General features: G+C 63.3%; 16 protein-coding genes. 8 read left to right on the top strand and 8 right to left on the bottom strand.

Annotated features, from left to right (window positions below):
* Positions 1-28: 28 nt before the first annotated feature.
* From ggt to NKG99_RS24620, 3 genes are all read right to left on the bottom strand, one after another.
* The gene (gene ggt / locus NKG99_RS24610; protein ID WP_352871369.1) at positions 29-1768 is read right to left on the bottom strand and encodes a gamma-glutamyltransferase; all 1740 of its coding nucleotides are present in this window, start codon (positions 1766-1768) and stop codon (positions 29-31) included.
* 116 nt (positions 1769-1884) lie between these two features.
* Entirely contained in the window at positions 1885-3177 is a 1293-nt protein-coding gene (gene rhaI / locus NKG99_RS24615; protein WP_352871370.1) for an L-rhamnose catabolism isomerase, read from the bottom strand.
* Between the two features lie 101 nt (positions 3178-3278).
* The gene (locus tag NKG99_RS24620; protein ID WP_352871371.1) at positions 3279-5381 is read right to left on the bottom strand and encodes a bifunctional rhamnulose-1-phosphate aldolase/short-chain dehydrogenase; all 2103 of its coding nucleotides are present in this window, start codon (positions 5379-5381) and stop codon (positions 3279-3281) included.
* A 185-nt stretch (positions 5382-5566) separates the two neighbouring features.
* On the opposite strand from NKG99_RS24620, the gene NKG99_RS24625 reads away from it, so the two are divergent.
* The 7 genes from NKG99_RS24625 to NKG99_RS24655 all read left to right on the top strand — a co-directional run bounded on the left by NKG99_RS24625 (position 5567) and on the right by NKG99_RS24655 (position 12764).
* Positions 5567-6370 (top strand): DeoR/GlpR family DNA-binding transcription regulator, encoded by an 804-nt coding sequence (locus NKG99_RS24625; RefSeq protein ID WP_057145053.1) that lies wholly within the window; start codon positions 5567-5569, stop codon positions 6368-6370.
* A 55-nt stretch (positions 6371-6425) separates the two neighbouring features.
* Positions 6426-7421, top strand: coding sequence for a rhamnose ABC transporter substrate-binding protein (rhaS, locus tag NKG99_RS24630; RefSeq protein WP_352871372.1), 996 nt, complete (start codon positions 6426-6428; stop codon positions 7419-7421).
* A 115-nt stretch (positions 7422-7536) separates the two neighbouring features.
* The gene (locus NKG99_RS24635) at positions 7537-9093 is read left to right on the top strand and encodes a sugar ABC transporter ATP-binding protein (protein ID WP_352871373.1); all 1557 of its coding nucleotides are present in this window, start codon (positions 7537-7539) and stop codon (positions 9091-9093) included.
* Complete coding sequence (locus NKG99_RS24640) at positions 9090-10067, top strand: ABC transporter permease (RefSeq protein ID WP_352871374.1); 978 nt, start codon at positions 9090-9092, stop codon at positions 10065-10067. The genes NKG99_RS24635 and NKG99_RS24640 overlap by 4 nt, the downstream gene beginning before the upstream one ends.
* Positions 10064-11059, top strand: coding sequence for an ABC transporter permease (locus NKG99_RS24645; RefSeq protein WP_352871375.1), 996 nt, complete (start codon positions 10064-10066; stop codon positions 11057-11059). The genes NKG99_RS24640 and NKG99_RS24645 overlap by 4 nt, the downstream gene beginning before the upstream one ends.
* Positions 11059-11376: an L-rhamnose mutarotase gene (gene rhaM, locus NKG99_RS24650; RefSeq protein WP_352871376.1), complete on the top strand. Its 318-nt coding sequence runs from the start codon at positions 11059-11061 to the stop codon at positions 11374-11376. The genes NKG99_RS24645 and rhaM overlap by 1 nt, the downstream gene beginning before the upstream one ends.
* Positions 11373-12764 carry an FGGY-family carbohydrate kinase gene (locus NKG99_RS24655; RefSeq protein ID WP_352871379.1) on the top strand — a complete coding sequence of 464 codons (1392 nt, stop codon included), beginning with the start codon at positions 11373-11375 and terminating at the stop codon, positions 12762-12764. Before rhaM ends, NKG99_RS24655 begins: the two co-directional genes overlap by 4 nt.
* Positions 12765-12834: 70 nt before the next feature.
* Here NKG99_RS24655 and NKG99_RS24660 read toward each other — a convergent pair whose 3' ends face one another.
* The 3 genes from NKG99_RS24660 to galE all read right to left on the bottom strand — a co-directional run bounded on the left by NKG99_RS24660 (position 12835) and on the right by galE (position 17014).
* Positions 12835-14661, bottom strand: coding sequence for an alanine racemase (locus NKG99_RS24660; RefSeq protein ID WP_352871380.1), 1827 nt, complete (start codon positions 14659-14661; stop codon positions 12835-12837).
* Position 14662: 1 nt separating this feature from the next.
* Entirely contained in the window at positions 14663-15913 is a 1251-nt protein-coding gene (locus NKG99_RS24665; RefSeq protein WP_352871381.1) for a D-amino acid dehydrogenase, read from the bottom strand.
* A gap of 105 nt (positions 15914-16018) precedes the next feature.
* A complete protein-coding gene (gene galE, locus NKG99_RS24670) occupies positions 16019-17014 on the bottom strand; it encodes a UDP-glucose 4-epimerase GalE (protein WP_352871383.1) in 996 nt (331 codons plus the stop codon).
* A gap of 267 nt (positions 17015-17281) precedes the next feature.
* Between galE and hemA the strand changes: the two genes are divergently transcribed.
* Positions 17282-18559 (top strand): 5-aminolevulinate synthase, encoded by a 1278-nt coding sequence (hemA, locus tag NKG99_RS24675; RefSeq protein ID WP_352871385.1) that lies wholly within the window; start codon positions 17282-17284, stop codon positions 18557-18559.
* A gap of 146 nt (positions 18560-18705) precedes the next feature.
* Here the strand turns inward: hemA and NKG99_RS24680 are convergent, their stop codons facing one another.
* Together NKG99_RS24680 and mscL are read right to left on the bottom strand one after the other, a co-directional pair.
* On the bottom strand, positions 18706-19872 hold the full coding sequence (locus NKG99_RS24680; protein ID WP_352871386.1) for a pyridoxal phosphate-dependent aminotransferase: 1167 nt from the start codon (positions 19870-19872) through the stop codon (positions 18706-18708).
* A gap of 111 nt (positions 19873-19983) precedes the next feature.
* Positions 19984-20406: a large conductance mechanosensitive channel protein MscL gene (mscL, locus tag NKG99_RS24685; RefSeq protein WP_352871404.1), complete on the bottom strand. Its 423-nt coding sequence runs from the start codon at positions 20404-20406 to the stop codon at positions 19984-19986.
* Positions 20407-20526: the final 120 nt, after the last annotated feature.

A 20526-nucleotide genomic window follows, 5' to 3' on the forward strand; every position in this document is an offset into this window, starting at 1 on the left:
TGCAAGTCCATCTCCAGTCTTGCCAACCTCAGTATCCGAGCGCCTCGCCAGAGGCCGCGCGGCTGTCGATGGCGCCGTTATAGCGCGCACCGCCACCCTTCTCGATCTCCGCCAGGCTTTTGCCGCCGGCCAGGATGCCCGCCGCCTGGCCCCAGGTCTGGTCACCGAGATCGAGTTGATAACCCATGCCGGCCAGCAGCTTTTCGGTATCCGGCGACAGCCCGAACGGCTCGATATAGACCTTATCGGGCAGCCACTGGTGATGGATGCGCGGCGCGTCGATCGCCTCCTGGATGTTCATGCCGTGGTCGATGACGTTGACGATGGCTTCCAGCGTGATGGTGATGATGCGCGAGCCGCCGGGGCTGCCGATGACCATGAACGGCTTGCCGTCCTTGGCCACCACGGTCGGGCTCATCGACGATAGCGGCGTCTTCTTCGGCTGGATGGCATTGGCCTCGCCCTGGACCAGGCCATAGAGGTTGGGCACGCCGGGCTTCTGGGTGAAATCGTCCATCTCGTTGTTGAGCAGGATGCCGGTACCATCGGCGACGACGCCGGCGCCGAAGGAGCCGTTCAACGTATAGGTGACCGCGACCGCGTTGCCGTCATTGTCGATGATCGAATAATGCGTCGTTTCCTTGCTCTCGCCAAAGCCCTTCGGCATCAGGTCCTGCGACACGCCAGCCCGGAAGGGGTCGATCTTCTCGCGGGTATCCTTGGCATACCCCTTGTCCAGCAATCTCCCGACCGGATTGTCGACGAAATCGGGATCGCCGAGGGCCGAATTGCGGTCGACATAGGCGTAGCGCATCGCCTCGACCATGACATGCACCGTCTCGGCTGAACCGGCGCCGAGATAGGACAGCGGGTAGCCTTCCAGCACGTTGAGGATTTCGCAGATGATGACGCCACCGGAACTGGGCGGCGGCGAGGAGGTGATCTCGTAGCCGCGATAGGCGCAGGTTATCGGCTTCAGTTCGCGGACCGCGTATTGCTCGAAATCCGGCTTGGCCAGGATGCCGCCCTTGGCGCCACTCGCCTTGATGATGGCGTCGGCGATAGCGCCTTTATAGAATGCATCGGGGCCTTTTTCGGAAATGGCGGCCAGCGAGGCCGCGAGGTCGGGCTGGATCAGCCGCTCGCCGATGCCATAGGGCTTGCCACCGGGTTTCAGGAAGATGGCGGCGGCAGCGGGGTCCTTCGCCAGCCTGTCGGCACTGCCGGCAAAAGAGGCGGCGTCGCCCTGATTGAGGATGAACCCGTCCTTGGCATAGCCGATTGCCGGCGCCATCAGATCCTGTCGGGACAATTTGCCGTATTTTTCGCGCGCCATCTCCAAACCGGCGACGGATCCCGGCACGCCAACGGCGAGGTAACCGTCAAGGCTGGCGCCCTTCACCGGGTTGCCATCCTTGTCGAGATACATGGTCTTGGTCGCCGCCAGCGGCGCCCGTTCGCGGAAATCGAGGAAGGTCGATTTGCCGTCCTTGAAGCGGATGGTCATGAAGCCGCCGCCGCCGATATTGCCGGCATTGGGATAGACGACGGCGAGCGCATAGCCGACGGCAACCGCCGCATCGACGGCATTGCCGCCCTTCTTCAAGACCTCGATGCCGACTTCGGACGCCAGATGCTGTGCCGTCACCACCATGCCGTGCTCGCCCTTGGCCGGCGCCGGCGATGCGGCGAAGACGCTCGTCAACGGCGTCAGGACGAAGGTGATGGAAAGACTGGCGGCGATCAATGTCCGACGGTTGAGAGGCATGGCGGTTCTCCGGGCGGGGATGCGCCTAGAAGAGCCTGTCGGATCAATCGAGTCCATTCACAAATGGTCCCTCACGAAGCAAACCGGTGAGGGGCAATATCGGCTGGAAGTTCGCCTCAGACGATGCCGCCGCTCCCACCGGCGACCGCAGGGCGTTCGGCCGCGACCTTGGCGCGGTAGCCCGCCGCCCGATAGGCGGCGACCGGATCGATGGCGCCGCCGGTCTTCAGGCGGGCCATGGCCAGGATCGGCTCGACATCGGTGCGGTAGGCGGCTTTCAGCGTCTGCGTCGCCATCAGCGCGTCGTTGCTGTCCTGAAACCCTTCGAGCGCCTTGCGGTCGACAAGCAGCGCCTGCGCATAGGCGCGCTGCACTTCGACCGCCGACAGCATCAGGCTTTCGATCGGATCGGTGACGTTGTGGCTCTGGTCGAGCATGTGGGCCGGGTCAAAACCCTCGGCACCCGAAAGCTCCGCATCGACCAGTTCGTTGAAGACAAGGAACAGCCGGTAGGGGTCGATCGAACCGGCATCGAGATCGTCGTCGCCATACTTCGAATCGTTGAAATGGAAGCCGCCGAGTTTTTTGAACTGGATCAGCCGCGACACGATCATCTCGATGTTGACGTTGGGCGCATGGTGGCCGAGGTCGACCAGGCAGAACGCCTTGTCACCCAACTCCCGTGCGATGATGTAATTGGTGCCCCAGTCCTGCACGACGGTGGAATAGAAGGCCGGTTCGTACATCTTGTGTTCGCTGAACAGCTTCCAGTCGGCGGGCAGCCCGGCATAGATCTCCTTCATGGCGTCGAGATAGCGCTCGAACGCCTTGGCGAAATTCACCTGGCCGGGAAAGTTCGAACCGTCGCCGATCCACACCGTCAGCGCCTTGGAGCCGAGCGTCTTGCCGATCTCGATGCATTCGAGATTGTGCTCGACCGCTTGCCGGCGCGTGCCGGCATCGGCATGCGACAGCGAGCCGAATTTGTAGGAGAGTTTCTGGTCCTTCGCATCCGAGAAAGTGTTGGAGTTCATGGCGTCGAAGCCGAGGCCAAAGCGCGAAGCCGCCTGCTTCAGCCGGTTCGGGTCGGCCTTGTCCCACGGAATGTGCAGGGACACGGTCGGCGTCGCCTGCGTCAATTGCCTGATGACGGCGCAGTCCTCGATCTTGTCGAAGATATCGCGCGGCTCGCCGGCACCGGGAAAGCGTGCAAAGCGGGTGCCGCCGGTGCCAACGCCCCAGGACGGGATCGCAACGGCGAATTTCTCGACCTTGTCGCGGATGGCATCGATGGCGATGCCACGGCGGTCGAGGCGTTCGCCGAGCGAGGTGTAGTCGCGCTCGAGACTGGCTTTGCGCGAGGCGTTGTCCTTGTCGACGAGGTCGGCGGAGATGATGGATTCGGACACTGCTATTCCTCCCAAAATGCGTTCAGTCAGCGCTGCCCCTCATCGGCCTGCCGGCACCTTCTCCCCGTAGAACGGGGAGAAGGGAAGCGCTCTGGCGTCCGCTAGCGCGTAAAGCTCTGCGCGTTGCCCGCGTCGACATTGACGATGTTGCCGGTCGACTTGGCCGACATGTCGGAGGCGAAGAAATAGATCGCCTCCGCGATGTCTTCGGGAAACACCGAACGCTTCAGCATCGAGCGCGAGCGATAGTGCTCCTCCAGATCGTCGGTCGACATCTTGTAGGCGGCGGCGCGCTGTTCTTTCCACTCGCCGGTCCAGATCTTCGAGCCGCGCAGCACCGCGTCCGGGTTGACGACATTGACCCTGATCTGCGCTTCCGCGCCCTCCAGTGCCAGGCATCGGGCGAGATGGATCTCGGCGGCCTTGGCGGTGCAGTAGGCGGCGGCGTTAGGCGAGGCGGCAAGTCCGTTCTTGGAGGCGACGAAGACGACGTTGCCGCCGATATTCTGCACGCGGAACAGCCGGAACGCTTCCCGCGAGACCAGGAAATAACCGGTCGACAGGATGTCCATGTTCTTGTTCCACAGCGCCAGCGTCGTCTCCTCGATCGGCGCCGAGGAAGCCAGCCCCGCATTCGACACCAGAATGTCGATGCCGCCGAACTCGACCGCAGTCTCGGCGAAGCCCGAAATGACCTGGTCCTCCGAGGTGACGTTGATCAGCACCGGCCTGACAAAATCCTTGCCATAGGCTTTGGCCAGTTCGTCATTGGCGCTGGCAAGGGCTGTTTCGTCGATGTCGGCCAGCACGACGCAGGCGCCTTCGCGCAGCAGCCGGTTGGCGGTTGCGCGGCCAATGCCGCCGGCGCCACCGGTGACCAGCGCGATCTGGCCGGCAAGCGCCTTCGGCTTCGGCATGCGCTGCAGCTTCAGGTCCTCGAGCAGCCAGTATTCGATGTCGAAGGCTTCCTTTGCGGGCAGGCCGACATAGGACGAGACGGTCGAGGCGCCGCGCATGACATTGATGGCGTTTACATAGAATTCGCCCGAGATGCGCGCCGTCGCCTTGTCGCCGGCGAAGGTGAACATGCCGACGCCGGGCATCAGATAGACGACGGCATTGGGATCGCGGATGGCGGGCGAGTCGGCATGCTTGCAGCTGTCGTAATAGGCCTGGTAGCCGACACGATAGGCCGCCAGGTCGTCGGCGAGGCGCGCAATGACGGCATCGACATCGGGTTTGGCCGGATCGAATTCGATCACCAGCGGACGGATCTTGGTGCGCAGGAAATGGTCAGGGCACGACGTGCCGAGCGCCGCCAGCGGGCGTAGATCCCTGGAGTTGACGAATTCGAGCACGGCGGGCGAATCGTCGAAATGACCGAGCTTGTGGCTCTTTTCCGAGATCAGGCCGCGGATTTTCGGCATCAGTTTTGCCGCGATGGCACGGCGTTCGGCCGCGTCAAGCGACTTGACCACTTCGCCGCCGAAGATGGCGAGGCCCTCGGAGCGGCGCTCGAACCATTCGATCGCCTGATTGATCACCGAGATCGTCGTCTCGTAGCATTCCCGAGGGGTGTCGCCCCAGGTGAACAACCCATGGCTTTCCAGGATGACGCCCTTTGCGGCGGGATGTTCGAGGCAGAATTTCTCCAACCACAGGCCGAGTTCGAAGCCCGGCCGCTTCCACGGCAGCCAGCCGATGGCGTCGCCGAATATCTCCTTGGTCAGCGCCTTGGAATCCTTGGCGGCGGCAATGGCGATGATGGCATCGGGATGCATGTGATCGACAAATGGCTTCGGCACAAAGGCATGCAGCGGCGTGTCGATCGAGGCCGCGCGTGGGTTCAAATTGAACGTACAGTGCGGCAGGAAGCCGACCATTTCGTCCTCGTGCTCAACGCCGCGATAAAGGCCTTTGAGCGCGCGCAGCTTGTCCATGTAAAGGGTGGCAAAGCCGTCGAGCTTGATCGACGCGCTGTCGCCGCCCGAGCCCTTGACCCAAAGCACTTCGACATCCTCGCCGGTGAGCGGGTCTTTCTGCCAGATCTTAGAGGAGGTGTTGCCGCCGCCATAGTTGGTGACGCGCTTGTCGGAGCCAAGCGTGTTCGAGCGATAGACCAGAAGTTCCGGCTCGCTCATCGCTTGAGCCTTGGCCTCGTCCCACAGATTGGCGAGGCGCGCGCCGGTGCGCTTGTCGAGCATATGTAATCCTCCCGAAGGCACGCGAACGGTGCGGCCCATTTGGCCCGAATTTCCACGGAAGCGGCGGGTTTGTCAATCACAAACGATCAAGATCGATCATATTGCACTGCACAATGAAATTATATGATCGGAAATGATTGACACTGCGCGTTTTGGGTGCCTAGATGCTCAGGCAGGGAGGAACCATGCACGAAAAAGAGCGCCACAGGATCATTCTGTCCGCCGTCCAGGAAAAGCCTGTGGTGACGGTGCAGGAGATGGTCGACCTGACGGAGTCCTCCGAGGCGACGATCCGGCGTGACATCGCGGCCCTCCATGTCCAGAAGCGCCTGCGCCGTGTGCGCGGCGGCGCTGAAGCAATCTCGCCGCCGCAGTTCATTGGGCTGGCCGGCCGGCCCTTTTCCGTCAACGAAACGATCAACGCCTCGCAGAAGCGGGCAATCGCCCGTGAAGCGGTCGAGCTGTGCAAGGATGGCGAGCCGATCATCATCAATGGCGGCACCACCACCTTCCAGATGGTGCATTTCCTGACCGGTCGCCGCATGCCGATCTTCACCAATTCGTTCCCGATCGCCGAACACCTGCTCAAGCACTCCAAGAACACGGTGATGCTGTCGGGCGGCACCATTTACCGCGAGCAGAACATCATCCTGTCGCCCTTCGACAATGACGTGACGCGCAACTTCTATGCGCGCCGCATGTTCATGGGCGCGCAGGGGCTCGGCCCGCTCGGCCTGATGGAGGGCGACCCGCTGCTGATCCAGGCGGAGCAAAAACTGATCGACCAGGCCGACGAACTGGTGGTGCTGGTCGATTCCTCGAAATTCCGCAAACGCTCCAGCCTGATCCTGTGCGGCCTGTCGCGCATCGCAACCGTCATTACCGATGACGGCATCGAGGATCGCGAAGCCAAGATGTTAGAGACCGCCGGCGTGACGCTGATCGTCGCCCGCAAGTCGGCAAAGGAAGAATCTTCGCTGCAGGCCTGAGACACTCTCACGCCAGCAGCGGCGATGGAATGCAACGCTCAAGGGAGGATATTCGATGAGCTTCTTGAAGAAATTGATGGTGACGGCTGCATTCTCAGCCGCCATGTTCGTGAATGCGGCCTATGCCGAGAACGTCAAGATCGCACTGGTGGTGAAGTCGCTCGGCAACGGCTTCTTCGATGCCGCCAACAAGGGCGCCGAGGAGGCGGCCAAGGAACTCGGCGATGTCGACATCATCTACACCGGCCCGACCAAGGCGACCGCCGAAGCGCAGATCGAGGTGGTCAATTCGCTGATCGCCCAGAAGGTCAACGCCATCGCCATTTCGGCCAATGACGCCGACGCGCTGGTGCCGGTGCTGAAGAAGGCGATGGAACGCGGCATCACCGTCATCTCCTGGGATTCGGGCGTGGCCAAGGAAGGCCGCCAGCTTCACCTCAACCCGTCCGACACCGGACTGATCGGCGAGACCATCATCAAGCTTGCCGCCGATTACCTGCCGGAAGGCGGCGAAGTCGCCATCCTGTCGGCCTCCTCGACCGCCACCAACCAGAACGCCTGGATCGATGCGGCCAAGAAAATCCTGCCGGAGAAGTTCCCCAAGATCAAACTCGTCGCCACCGTCTATGGCGATGACGATTCGGCCAAGAGCACGGACGAGGCCAAGGGCCTGTTAAAGTCCTATCCGAACCTCAAGGCGATCATCGCGCCGACCACCGTCGGCGTCGTCGCCGCCGCCCAAGTCGTCACCGATGAGAACCTGATCGGCAAGGTCAATGTCACCGGTCTGGCGCTGCCGTCCGAGTTCAAGAAGTTCATCGACAACGGCGCCAGCCAGGCGGTTGCGCTGTGGAACCCGATCGACCTCGGCTATTCGGCCGTCTATCTCGCCCACGATCTGGCGGTGAAGAAGGAAGAGGCCAAGCCCGGTGCCACGCTGTCGATCGGCCGCGTCGGCAAGGTCACGCTCGACGACTCCAACTCGGCCGCGATGGCTCCGCCCTTCCAGTTCGACAAGTCGAACATCGAGAAGTTCTCCAAGATCTATTGATCTGGACGCTCGCACCACCCTCCCCCTTGTGGGGAGGGTCGGCGAGCCGGCTTCGCGAAGCGATGCAAGCGAGACGGGGTGGGGTGGCGACATCTCCATGTGCCAGGACCTTGATATGCTAGTAGACTCCCACCCCGCTCACGTTGTTCGCGACCCTCCCCACAAGGGGGAGGGTAAGGCGGCTCCACTCCTGACGCTGTCCGGCATCTCCAAGAGCTTTCCCGGCGTGCGCGCGCTGCACAATGTCAGCGTGTCGCTCTATCCGGGCCAGGTGACCGCGCTGATCGGTGAGAACGGCGCCGGCAAGTCGACCCTGGTCAAGATCATGACCGGCATCTACCAGCCCGACACCGGCACGATCAGCATCGACGGCCAAGCCGTCACCCTGCCCAGCGCGCACGCAGCTTTCGGACACGGCGTCACCGCCATCCACCAGGAAACCGTGCTGTTCGACGATTTGACGGTTGCCGAGAACATCTTTCTTGGCCACGCCCCGCGCACGCGTTTCGGCACCATCGACTGGCGCACGATGCGCAAAAACGCGCGCGAAGTGCTCGACACCATGCACGCGAGTCATATCCACGCCGACGCCCGGCTGAAGGACCTCGGCATCGCCAACAAGCATTTGGTCGCCGTGGCGCGGGCCATGTCGATTGACGCTCAGATCGTCATCATGGATGAGCCGACCGCCGCCCTTTCGATGAAGGAGATCGAGGAGCTTTTCCTGCTGATCGAATTCCTCAAAAGCGAAGGCAAGGCGATTCTGTTCATCAGCCACAAGTTCGACGAAATCTATCGCATCGCCGACCGCTACACGGTGTTCCGCGATGGCGAGATGGTCGGCGAAGGCCTGATCAAGGATGCCGGCCAAAGCCAGATCGTGCGCCTGATGGTCGGCCGCGCCGTCGACCATATCTTTCCGCAGCGCAAGGCTGAGATCGGCGCGCCGGTGCTTTCCGTTTCCGGCCTGTCGCATCCGACCGAGTTCAACGACATCGGTTTCGAACTGCACAAGGGCGAAATCCTCGGTTTCTACGGCCTTGTCGGCGCCGGGCGCAGCGAGGTGATGCAGGCGATATCGGGCATAACCCGCACATCAGCCGGCACGATCATGCTGGAAGGCAAGGTGATCGCGCCGAAATCGGCGGCGGATTCGATCGATGCGGGCATCGTCTATGTGCCGGAAGAGCGCGGCAAGCAGGGCGTGGTGATCGGCCTGCCGATCTTCCAGAACGTCTCGCTGCCTTCGCTCAAGCGTACCTCCAGATCCGGCCTGCTGCGGCTGTCGGAAGAATTCGCGCTCGCCCGCTCCTATACCGAGCGGCTCGACCTGCGCGCCTCCTCGCTCAGCCAGGATGTCGGCACGCTGTCGGGCGGCAATCAGCAGAAGATCGTCATCGCCAAATGGCTGGCGACGGCGCCCAAGGTGATCATCCTGGACGAGCCGACCAAGGGCATCGACATCGGCTCCAAGGCCGCCGTGCACGGCTTCATGGCCGAGCTGGTGGCGCAGGGCCTGTCGGTGATCATGGTGTCGTCGGAACTGCCGGAAATCCTCGGCATGTCCGACCGTGTCATCGTCATGCGCGAGGGTCTCGTCGCGGCGGTCTACGACAACAAGGGGCTGGACGCCGAGACGCTGGTCAGGACGGCAGCAGGGATCGCGGCATGAAAGCCTTTCTTAAATACCGTGAAATCTGGCTGTTCGCGGCCATCGTCGTGCTGATCGGGCTGATCTCGACGCGCTTCCCGGCCTTTGCCGACCCCGTCAATTTGCGCCAGGTGTTCAACGATACCTCGATCCTGATGATCCTGGCGCTGGGCCAGATGGTTGTCATCCTGACCCGGTCGATCGATCTGTCGATGGCGTCCAACCTCTGCTTCACCGGCATGGTGGTGGCGATGCTGAACGCCGCGCATCCGGCAATCCCGATCCCGCTGCTGATTGGCATCGCCCTGGTCGTCGGCTTGGTGCTCGGCGCCATCAACGGCCTGTTGGTCTGGCGGCTGAACATCCCTTCGATCGTGGTGACATTGGGCACGCTGACCATCTATCGCGGCGCCACCTTCGTCCTGTCAGGCGGCGCCTGGGTCAATGCCGACAAGATGAGTCCGGACTTCATCGGCTTCCAGCGGGCGGCGTTCCTCGGCATTCCGGTGCTGTCCTGCATCGCCATCCTGGTCATCGTGCTGTTCTTCGTCCTGATGACGCGCACCGCGCTCGGCCGCTCGATCTATGCCATCGGCGTCAACCCGACGGCTTCGGTCTATGCCGGCATCGATGTCGGCAGGACGAAATTCATCGTCTTCTGCATCTCCGGCATGATCGGCGGACTTTCCGGCTATCTCTGGATCTCCCGCTATGTGATCGCCTCGGTCGAGGTCGCCAACGGCTATGAGCTCAACATCATCGCCGCCTGCGTCATCGGCGGCATCTCGATCGCCGGCGGCATCGGTTCGGTGGGCGGCGCGGTGCTCGGTGCGCTGTTCCTCGGCATCATCTCCAACGCACTGCCGGTCATCAACATCTCGCCCTTCTGGCAGATGGCGATCTCGGGCAGCGCCATCATTCTGGCTGTCGTGCTTAACGCGCGCGGCGAACGCCGGCAGGGCCGCATCATCCTGCGGAAAGTAGAGGCGGCATGACCGAAATCCCGGCCCCGCGCCACATTCCCGACCGACTCGACAAGCCGTTTCGTTCGGCGATCTTTTCCTGGGAAGCGCTGCTGGTCGTGGTGGCGGTCGCCATCTTCGCCATCAACAGCTTAGCCTCGCCGTATTTCCTCGACCCGTATTCGCTGTCCGATCTCACCTTCAACTTCACCGAGAAGGGTCTGATCGCCTTCGCCATGGCGCTGCTGATCATTTCGGGTGAGATCGACCTGTCGGTGGCCGCCATCATTGCGCTGGCCTCGACCATGATGGGCATGGCGGTGCAGGCCGGCGCCGGCACGCCGGTGCTGGTGCTGATCGGCATCGTCGTCGGGCTCGGCTGCGGCGCCTTCAACGGGCTGCTGGTGACGAGGCTCGGGCTGCCCTCGATCGTCGTCACTATCGGCACGATGAGCCTGTTTCGCGGCATCGCCTTCATCATCCTCGGCGACCAGGCCTACAAGGGTTATCCCGAAAGCTTCGCGTTTTTCGGCCAGGGCTATATCTGGTGGGTGGTGTCGTTCGAGCTAGTGCTCTTCCTGATCGCGGCCGTCGTTTACTGGTTCTTGCTGCACCGCACGAGTTTCGGCCGCCGTGTCTTTGCCATCGGCTACAGCCCGGTGGCGTCGCAGTTCTCTGGCGTGCGCGTCGGCCGCACCAAGTTCATCCTGTTCTGCCTGACCGGGCTGATGTCGGGCATCGCCTCGGTGCTGATCACCTCGCGGCTCGGTTCGACGCGGCCCTCGATCGCACAGGGCTATGAACTCGAAGTCATCACCATGGTGGTGCTCGGCGGCGTCAGCATCCTCGGCGGCGCCGGCAGCATTCTGGGCGTCGTGCTCGCAGCCTTCATCATGGGGCTGGTGACCTTCGGCCTTGGCCTGCTCAACGTGCCCGGCATCGTCATGTCGATCTTCATCGGCCTGCTGCTGATCATCGTCATCGCTCTGCCGATCGTCTGGCGGCGGCTGCTCGGAGGACGCTGATGCCGCAGAAATACGCGTTCAAGATGAAGCTGAAGCCCGGCCTGAAGGCCGAGTACAAGAAGCGCCACGACGAGATCTGGCCGTCGCTGGTATCACTGCTGAAGCAGGCCGGCGTCTCCGATTATTCCATCCATCTCGACGAGGAGACGAGCATTCTGTTCGGCGTGCTGTGGCGGCGAGACGACCACGGCATGGACGACCTGCCGAAGCATCCGGTGATGCAGCGTTGGTGGACCCACATGGCCGACATCATGGAAACCAGGCCGGACAACGAACCGGTGGCCGTGCCGTTGGAAACCGTGTTCCATATGGCATGAGTGCGATGCGCCATATTGCCGTCATCGACATCGGCAAGACCAACGCCAAGGTCGCGTTCGTCGACCTCGTGACGTTGAGCGAGGTGGCGTTGCGCCGCATGGCCAATGCGCCGGTGCGGCAGGCGCCCTATCCGCATCATGATGTCGAAGCGCTGTGGACGTTCATCCTCGACAGCCTTGCCGGCCTCAACCGCGAACAGCGCATCGACGCCATTTCGATCACGACCCATGGCGCGACGGGCGCACTGGTCGACGCCGCGGGCGATCTGGTGCTGGCGGTGCTCGACTATGAATTCGATGGCCCCGACAGGCTGGCCGTGGATTATGATGCGATTAGGCCGCCCTTCGCCGAGACCGGCACGCCGCGCTTGCCGCTCGGCCTCAATCTCGGCGCGCAATTCTTCTGGCAACAGAAAAGCTTCCCGGCGGAATTCGCCAAGGCCGCCGCGATGCTGATGTACCCGCAATACTGGGCCTTGCGCCTGACCGGCGTCGCCGCCAATGAGGTGACCTCGCTCGGCTGCCACACTGATCTGTGGAACCCATGGACGGCGGATTTTTCATCATTGGTCGACAGGCTGGACTGGCGCTGGCTGATGGTGCCGGTGCGGCCAGCCAGTGATCGCCTCGGCCCGATCCTGCCCGCGCTTGCCGTGCGAACCGGCCTTGACCCGCAAACGCCGGTCTTCTGCGGCCTGCACGATTCCAACGCCTCGTTGCTGCCGCATCTTCTCTCCGACAAACCGCCTTTCTCCGTCGTCTCGACCGGCACCTGGGTGGTGTCGATGGCGGTTGGCGGCAAACAGATTGCGCTGGATGCGGCACGCGACACGCTGGTCAATGTCAACGCACTCGGCAGTCCCGTCCCCTCGGCACGCTTCATGGGTGGCCGCGAGTTTTCCATGCTGACGAAGGACCAGCCGGAGCAGTGGAGCGAAGATGATGTCGGCGCCGTGCTGATGCAGAAGGTGCTGCTGCTGCCATCGACCCAGCAAGGGTCGGGGCCGTTCCCGCATCAGACCGCGACATGGCTCAACGCCGACGGGATGAAAAGTGGCCAGCGCTTTGCCGCCATCTCATTCTATCTGGCGCTGATGACGGCGACCTGCCTCGACCTGATCGGTGCCGACGGCCCGACTACTGTCGAAGGCCCCTTTGCCCGCAACCGGCTCTTTGTCGGCATGCTAGCAGCCAGCACGGGACGCGCCGTCGTTGCGTCCGAGGCCGCCACCGGCACCAGCATCGGCGCTGCCTTGCTGGCAACGGATCAACTGACGGCGCAGGGCAAAGGCGAAAGAATGGAGCCGCCGGCCGACCCGGCCTGGGCCGACTACGCCAACGCCTGGCGCGCGGCGGTCGAAGCGCAGGGCCAGGGTCTATCTGATTGAGCATGATCTCGGACAAACGGTTTCCGTTTGTCCGAGGAAACCGAAACCCACTTTTCGGGATCATGCTCAGCTACAAAATCCGCTTGCCGAAGGCCGACATGACGAAGTTGACGACATCGGTGCCGATCCGGGGCTTCAGAGCCGCGGTCAGGCCGGAAACATCCATCGACAGCAGTCCGCCGGAGAGCGCGATCGCCTCCATCGCCTGATGCGTCTCGCGCACGGTGAGCCCGCCGGAGCCCGCCGCCCAGCCTGCGAATTCGGTAGCGGTAGGCGAGTAACTGACATGGAAGCCTTGCGTGCCGGAGGTGGCGACGCGGATCGCCTCATGCATCAGGTCGCGCATGCCCATGGCGTCGATGTCGGTCATGGTGAAGGCGGAGACGCGCGAATCCTTCAGCACCCGTGCCTCGGCCGGATCGGCGTGGCGCAAGCCGACGATGACGACATTCTCCGGCGACAGCTGCGGCTGCAGCGCGCCCGCCTTGTGGTCGAGGCCGAGGGTACGCGCCAGCACCGAGCCTTCCGGCAGGTCGATGCCATCCTCGTCCTCGGGCATCAGGGCGGCGATGGAATCGATCCAGATCAGGCCGAAGGAATGCGTCGCGCGCGCCGTTGCGGTCAGCGCCTTGTGCGCGATGCGACGGTCGGCGCCGGCGGCAAGCCGAATCAGCCCCGATGGCGGCCGCTCGACATCGGCCAACTCGATGACGTCGAAATTCATCGCTTCCAGCCGCGCGCCGGTGCCTTCCCGGGCGAGGATGCCGGCAGCCCCTTGCTCGGCCGTGATCTGCACCATCTTGCGACCGGAAAAGTCCTCGACGTCGTGCATCGGGGCCTTCTCGACATATTCCGAGGTCATCGCCAGCAGCATGGCGCCATAGCTCATGCGGAAGGCGACACGGTCGCCGACGGCCGGCGGCGGATCGGCATCGGCGACATCCAGCAGCAGATGGTCGCTGGAGGCACCGAGCACCCGTATCCCCTTGGCGATCGGTGTCAGGCCTTCCACCAGCACGTCCTCGCGGCCGATATTGGCAATGGCGCGCAGCCTGTCGCCCTGGTCGGGGAAGACCGGCTGGTTGCCGAAGGCGTCGTAGCCGGATTGGCCGATCGGCCGTGACGGCTTGAGCTTGACCTCGATGATGTCGCTGGTCAGCCGGCAGGCATCGGGTTCCAGCTCGGCCCAAGGCGTGTCGCGGAAGGTTTCGACGCCGCCTTGCAGGATCGCCTCGCCGACCCGCAGATTGTTGATGCCGGCCGGCAGTCTGCCTTCGAGCAGCAGCGGCAGCGACGACGAGGCGCCGCCGGAGATCACGTCGAGGCTCTTGCCGGACAGGCGCTCGGTCTTGTAGGCATGGGCGACGAGCTGGCCGAGATTATCCGGCGTCGGCATGATGGCGCCGAAGCAGCCGAGATTCGTACCGATGCCGGCGATGCGCACCCCTTTGAACCGCAGGATCTGCTCGACCGTCGGGATCAGGTCGTTCGGCCAGATGCCTTCGCGGAGATCGCCGAGGTCGATCATCAGCATGATGTCGTGGATCCGGCCCATGCGCTCGGCGATGCGCGAAATCTCGCGAATGGTGCTCAATTCCGACTGCAGGCTGATGTCGACGGTGCGCACCACCTCCTCGACACGCGCCATGGGCGGGCTGCGCAACAGCATGATCGGCGCGTTGATGCCGCTGTCGCGCAGCCGGCGGATGTTTTCGAAGCGGGATTCTGCGATGCCGGCGACACCGCCGCGCAGCATGGCGCGCGCCACTTGCGGCATGCCGCAAGTGCCCTTGGTGACGCCGAAGACCTTGATGCCCGAGAGCGCGCAGCGCTCGACGATCGTGCGCGCATTGCGCTCGATGCGGCCAAGGTCGATGGCGACTTGCGGTCCCGACATCCTAGCCTCCGTAGACCAGCCCTTGCGGGTCGATCTCCGGCTTGCGGCCGGCGACGAGATCCGCAAGGAACTTTCCCGAGCCGCAGGCCATGGTCCAGCCGACGTGGCCGTGGCCGGTGTCGAGATAGAGATTCTCATAGCGTGCCTTGCCGATGACCGGCACCGAGTTCGGCATCATCGGCCGCAGGCCTGCCCAGAGCTCCGCCTTCTTCTCGTCGAAGGCGCCGGGGAACAGATCCTTGCCGGTCCTGAACATGGCGGCGAAATCGCTTGGCTTGTGCGAGCGGTCGAAACCGGTAAATTCGGCGGTCGAAGCCAGTCGCAGCCGGTTGCCCAGCCTGGAATAGGCGATCAACTGATCCTCGTCGGCGCCGCCCATGGTCGGACCCTTGCTCTCGTCCTCCAGCGAAATGGTCGCGGTATAGCCCTTCACCGGATAGACAGGCAGGTCGATGCCGTAGCGGCGGCCGAGCAGGCCGCTTTCCGGTCCCATCGAGATGACCACGGCATCGCCGGCGACCGGTCCGGCCGAAGTCATCACCGCGCGCACCCGGTCGCCCTCGATGTCTAGACCCTCGACCGTGGTGCCGCAGAGAAATTTCACGCCGAGCTTTTCGGCTGAATAGGCGGCGAGTTTTTCCACGAACTGCCGGGAATCGCCGGTCTGGTCTATCGGCGAATAGACGCCGCCGGCGATCTTTTCCTTCACGCCGGCAAGACCCGGTTCAAGCTCGACCAGCCGCTCGCGGCCGACGATCTCGATCGGCAGGCCATGCTCGGCCAGATAGCGATAATTGTCGGTGCCGGTGTCGAGACTGTGCTGCGAGCGGAAGAAATAGAGGATGCCCTTCTTGCGCTCGTCATAGTGAATGCCGGTATCGGCGGAGATGGCGTTGATGCAGTCGCGCGAATAGAGCGCCAGGCGCAACTTGACCCGGCTGTTGGCGCGCAGGCGCTCTTTCGTGCACTGGCGCAGGAAGCGCAGGCTCCAGGCGAGGAAATAGGGATCGAAGCGCAGCCTGACCTTGATGCCGAGATCATGGTTGTAGAGCGCGCGCAGGAATGTCTTCAGGGCCGCCGGCGAGGCCCAGGCGGTGGCGTCCCCCGGCGACACCAGACCGGCGTTCGACTGGCTGGTGCCGCGAGCCGGCGCCGGATGGCGCTCGATCACGGTGACCTCGTGCCCGTCGCTGGCCAGATAGAAGGCGGCCGCCGTACCGACGACACCGGCCCCGAGCACCGTTATTTTCATGCCATCCCCCAAAAGCTCCTCGCGGCGCAGCGCCTCCATGCCGTGCCGCGAATGCCTTCAATAGCGCTTCACCGCCCGCCTTGCGAGCCCTTGGGAGAACCCGGCTCAGCCCCGAGCGGAGTTCTTGCCGGTCAGGATGCGCTCCCAGGCGAGCGCGTCGGCAACGATCTGGTCGAGATCGTCGCGTTGCGGGGTCCAGCCGAGTTCCGCGCGGGCGAGATCCGAATTGGCAACCACCGCCGCGGCGTCGCCGGGACGACGATCGCCCATCTTCACCTCGAAATCATGGCCAAAGGCGCGCCGCACGCTGTCGATGACCTCCAGCACCGAGTAGCCATGGCTGTAGCCGCAATTGGCGACGAGGCTTTGTCCCCCGGCGCGCAGCCGCTGCAGGGCCAGACGATGCGCCGCCGCCAGGTCGCTGACATGGATATAGTCGCGCATGCAGGTGCCGTCCGGCGTCGGATAATCGGTGCCGAACACCTGCATGAACGGCCGCTTGCCGAGCGCCGTCTCGCAGGCGACCTTGATCAGATGGGTGGCGCCCGGCGTCGACTGCCCGGTGCGGCCCTTCGGGTCGGCGCCGGCGACGTTGAAGTAGCGCAGCGCGGTATAGCGCAGGCCGTGCGCGATCGCCGCATCGCGCAGCATCCATTCGCTCATCAGCTTGGACAGGCCATAGGGCGATTCCGGGGCCAGACGGGCGTCCTCGCGCACTGGCTCCAGTCCGGCGCCGCCATAGACGGCCGCGGTCGAGGAAAAGATGAAATTGGGCACGCCCTCGCGCACCGCGGTTTCGATCAGCGTGCGCGTCTTGCTGGTGTTGTTCTCATAATAACTGAGCGGGTCGGCGACCGATTCCGGGACCACGATCGAGCCGGCGAAATGGATGATCGCGTCGACCTTGTTTTCCCGGATGATCGAGCCGACCAATTCCTTGTCGGCGACATCGCCAACCACCAGCTTCGCCTCCGGCGCCACCGCCCATTCGAAGCCGGTCGAAAGACGGTCGAGAACGACCACGCTCTCGCCGGCATCCAGCAGCTCCCAGACCATGTGACTGCCGATATAACCGGCGCCGCCTGTTACCAAAACTGTCATCCGCGACCTCGCATCTCAAGATTTATCGGAAACTGTCTCAACCCCCGCCTTACTGGAAAGCCTGCCGCCTGGCCATTACAACTCATGGTAACCGGCATCGCCGGTATGTGGCATCGTCCTGAAACAAAGTTGATCCACATCAAGGGAATAGGCCACGATCCGTGGTCGTTAGGAACAGGTCCGGGGCGTGGCATTTTGACCAAGAAGGCCCGGTGGACGACCAATAGGGCAATGATTATGATCCCGCGCAAAAATTGGGAAGCCGACATGAACTATCAGCGGTTCTTCGAGGAAGCGATCGACCAGCTCCACGCAGAGCGTCGCTATCGCGTCTTCGCCGACCTCGAGCGTATCGCGGGCAAGTTTCCGCGCGCCATCTGGCGTTCCAACGGCCGCGCCGAGGAAATCACCGTCTGGTGCTCCAATGACTATCTCGGCATGGGCCAGCATCCCGACGTCATCGCCGCGTTCCAGAATGCGGCCGGCAAGATGGGTTCGGGCGCCGGCGGCACCCGCAACATTTCCGGCACCAGCAACCCGCTGGTCGAGCTCGAACTGGAGCTCGCCGACCTGCACGACAAGGAAGCGGCACTCGTCTTCACCTCCGGCTTCGTTTCCAACGAAGCGTCGATCTCGACCATCGCGCGGCTTTTGCCCAATTGCCTGATCATCTCGGACGAACTTAATCACGCCTCGATGATCGAAGGCGTGCGGCGCTCGGGCGCCGAGAAGAAGATCTTCCGCCACAATGACGTCGCGCACCTGGAAAGCCTGCTGCAGGCGGCGGGCCGCGAACGCGCCAAGCTGATCGTCTTCGAAAGCGTCTATTCGATGGATGGCGACATCGCGCCGATCAAGCAGATCGTCGAACTCGCCGAACGCTACAACGCCATGACCTATATCGACGAAGTGCATGCCGTCGGCATGTACGGACCACGCGGCGGCGGCATCACCGAGCGCGAAGGCCTGACCGACCGCATCGACATCATCGAAGGCACGCTCGCCAAGGCATTCGGCACGCTCGGCGGCTACATCACCGGCACCAGTGCCGTGATCGACGCGGTGCGCTCCTATGCGCCGGGCTTCATCTTCACAACGGCGCTGCCGCCGGCGATCGCGGCTGCCGCGACCACGTCGATCCGCCATCTCAAGCGCTCGCAGGCCGAGCGCGACGCCCAGCAACAGCAGGCCGCGAGGACCAAGCAGATCCTCTCTGCCGCCGGCCTGCCAGTGATGGAATCGGCCACCCATATCGTGCCGGTCCTGGTTGGCGATCCGGAACTCTGCAAGATGGCCAGCGACCGCCTGCTCGGCGTTCACGGCCTTTACATTCAGCCGATCAACTACCCGACCGTGCCGCGCGGCACCGAGCGGCTGCGCATCACGCCGACGCCGTTCCACTCCGATGCACTGATCGCCGAGTTGCAGGACGCTCTGGTCGAGACCTGGGATGCGCTCGGCATTCCCTATGGCTCCGCCGGTCGGCCGTCCGTGGCCAAGAGCGACCGGATCATTCCCCTGCTGGTGCCCAAGTCGGGCGGCTGAAGCCGTTTGAAACTCTACTCCGGCGGCCATCTGACACAGTTTTCTGCGCTTCCGCCGCTCACGGACCCAAATGTCCGCTACGCTCCGGTTCTCGAAAACCGCGCCAGTTGACTCACCGGAGCGACTTTCAATCCGGCTTCAGGGCATCAAACAGTCTTCATCCAATTCGCCAGACGATGCGCCGCTTCCTCGATCTGGTCGAGGCGGCGGTGGAAACACAGCCTGAGGAAGGCTTCGCCGCCGGGGCCGAAGGCGGTGCCGGGAGCCAGGCCGACATTGGCCTTGTCGACAATGTCGAAGGCAGCAGTGCGTGAATCTGTGATGCCGTCGACCGTGAAGAACAGATAGAACGCGCCTTGCGGCACGGTGAACCGGGCGCGGCCCGTGTCGCCGAGAATACCGCAGACCAGGTCGCGCGCCTTGCGTGCCCGCTCCACTTGTTCGGCAATAAAGGCATCGCCTTCGTCAAGTGCGGCAACCGCGCCGCGCTGCATGAACTGCGCGACGCCGGAGTTGGAATACTGGATCAGGTTCTCGAACACTTGCTGCAAGGCGGGATGGGTCTTGATCCAGCCGACGCGCCAGCCGGTCATCGCCCAGTTCTTGGAAAAACTGTTGACGAACAGGATGCGGTCTTCCGCCGTGGCGATGTCGAGGAAGGACGGCGCACGGCCGTGGCTATAGTGGAACAGCGAATAGATCTCGTCGGCGATGATCCAGAGGTTCTTCGCGCGCGCCAGATCGAGGATCGCCTGCAAGGTCTCGTGATCGGCGGTCCAGCCGGTCGGGTTCGACGGCGTGTTGATGAACAGCGCCTTTGTGCGCGGCGTGATCGCCGCCGCGATCTTTTCAATGTCGCAGGACCAGCCATTGCCGGAATGGTCGAGCGTGACAGCCACCGGAACGGCCCCCGATATCGCCGCCGCGGCGTCGAAATTCGGCCAGGCCGGCGACAGATAGATGACCTCGTCGCCGGCACCGGCGAGCGCGTCGAGTGCCAGCTGGATGGCGTGCATGCCGGACCCGGTGACAATGAACTGCTCCTCGGGAAACGTCTTGCCGAAATGCCTGGCATAGTAGCGGGAAAGCGCCTGCCTGAGATCGGGGATGCCCCTCTGCCAAGTGTAGAACGTCTCGCCGCCGGCCAGCGCCTTTGACGCGGCATCGGCGATGAACGAAGGCGTCGGCAGGTCGCCCTCACCGGCCCAGAGCGGGATCATGCCCTCGCGCAGGCGGCCGTAATTGACGACGGCGACAATGCCGCTTTCGGGCGCGGCGCGGGCTTCGGCGCGAAGGCTGTCGATCAGGGTCATGGGCGGGTCCGTTCCGATCTCGGGCGTTGATCAGCGCTCCTTACCAGATGCGAAAACAGAAAACCCCGGCCGTGAACGACCGGGGTTTTGGTCCAGAAGAACCTGATCTGTCTATCTCTTGGCGAGCAGGTCGCGAATTTCGGTGAGCAGCGCGACATCGGCGGGCGGGGGAGCGGTCGGTGCGGCGGGCTTCTCGCGCTCAAGCCGCTTGCGCATGTTGTTCACCCCCTTGACCATCAGGAAGATGATGAAAGCAAGGATGATGAAGTTCAGCGCGACGGTTATGAAACTGCCATACGCGAAAACAGCACCTTGCTTTTTGGCGTCCACCAGCGAGGTGGCGTTGACGGCCGAGGAGAGCCCCAGGAAATAGTTGTTGAAGTCCTGGCCGCCGAAAATCGCGCCGACGATCGGCATGATGATGTCGTTTACGAGGGAATCGACGATCTTGCCAAAGGCCGCGCCGATGATGACGCCGACCGCAAGGTCCATCACATTGCCCTTGGAAATGAATTCCTGGAACTCTTTCAGCATTCGACCCTCCTTGTCATGACCGAGCTGCCGTTTCCCGTCCTCAGGCATCGACCTAAGAACAAACATAACAAAAACCTCCGGCTGCAACATCGGCAAAAAGCAGAAAGCAACCGGTTTCCC

This window comes from Mesorhizobium sp. M1409, assembly GCF_040317535.1.
In the GTDB taxonomy this organism is placed as follows: Bacteria; Pseudomonadota; Alphaproteobacteria; order Rhizobiales; family Rhizobiaceae; genus Mesorhizobium.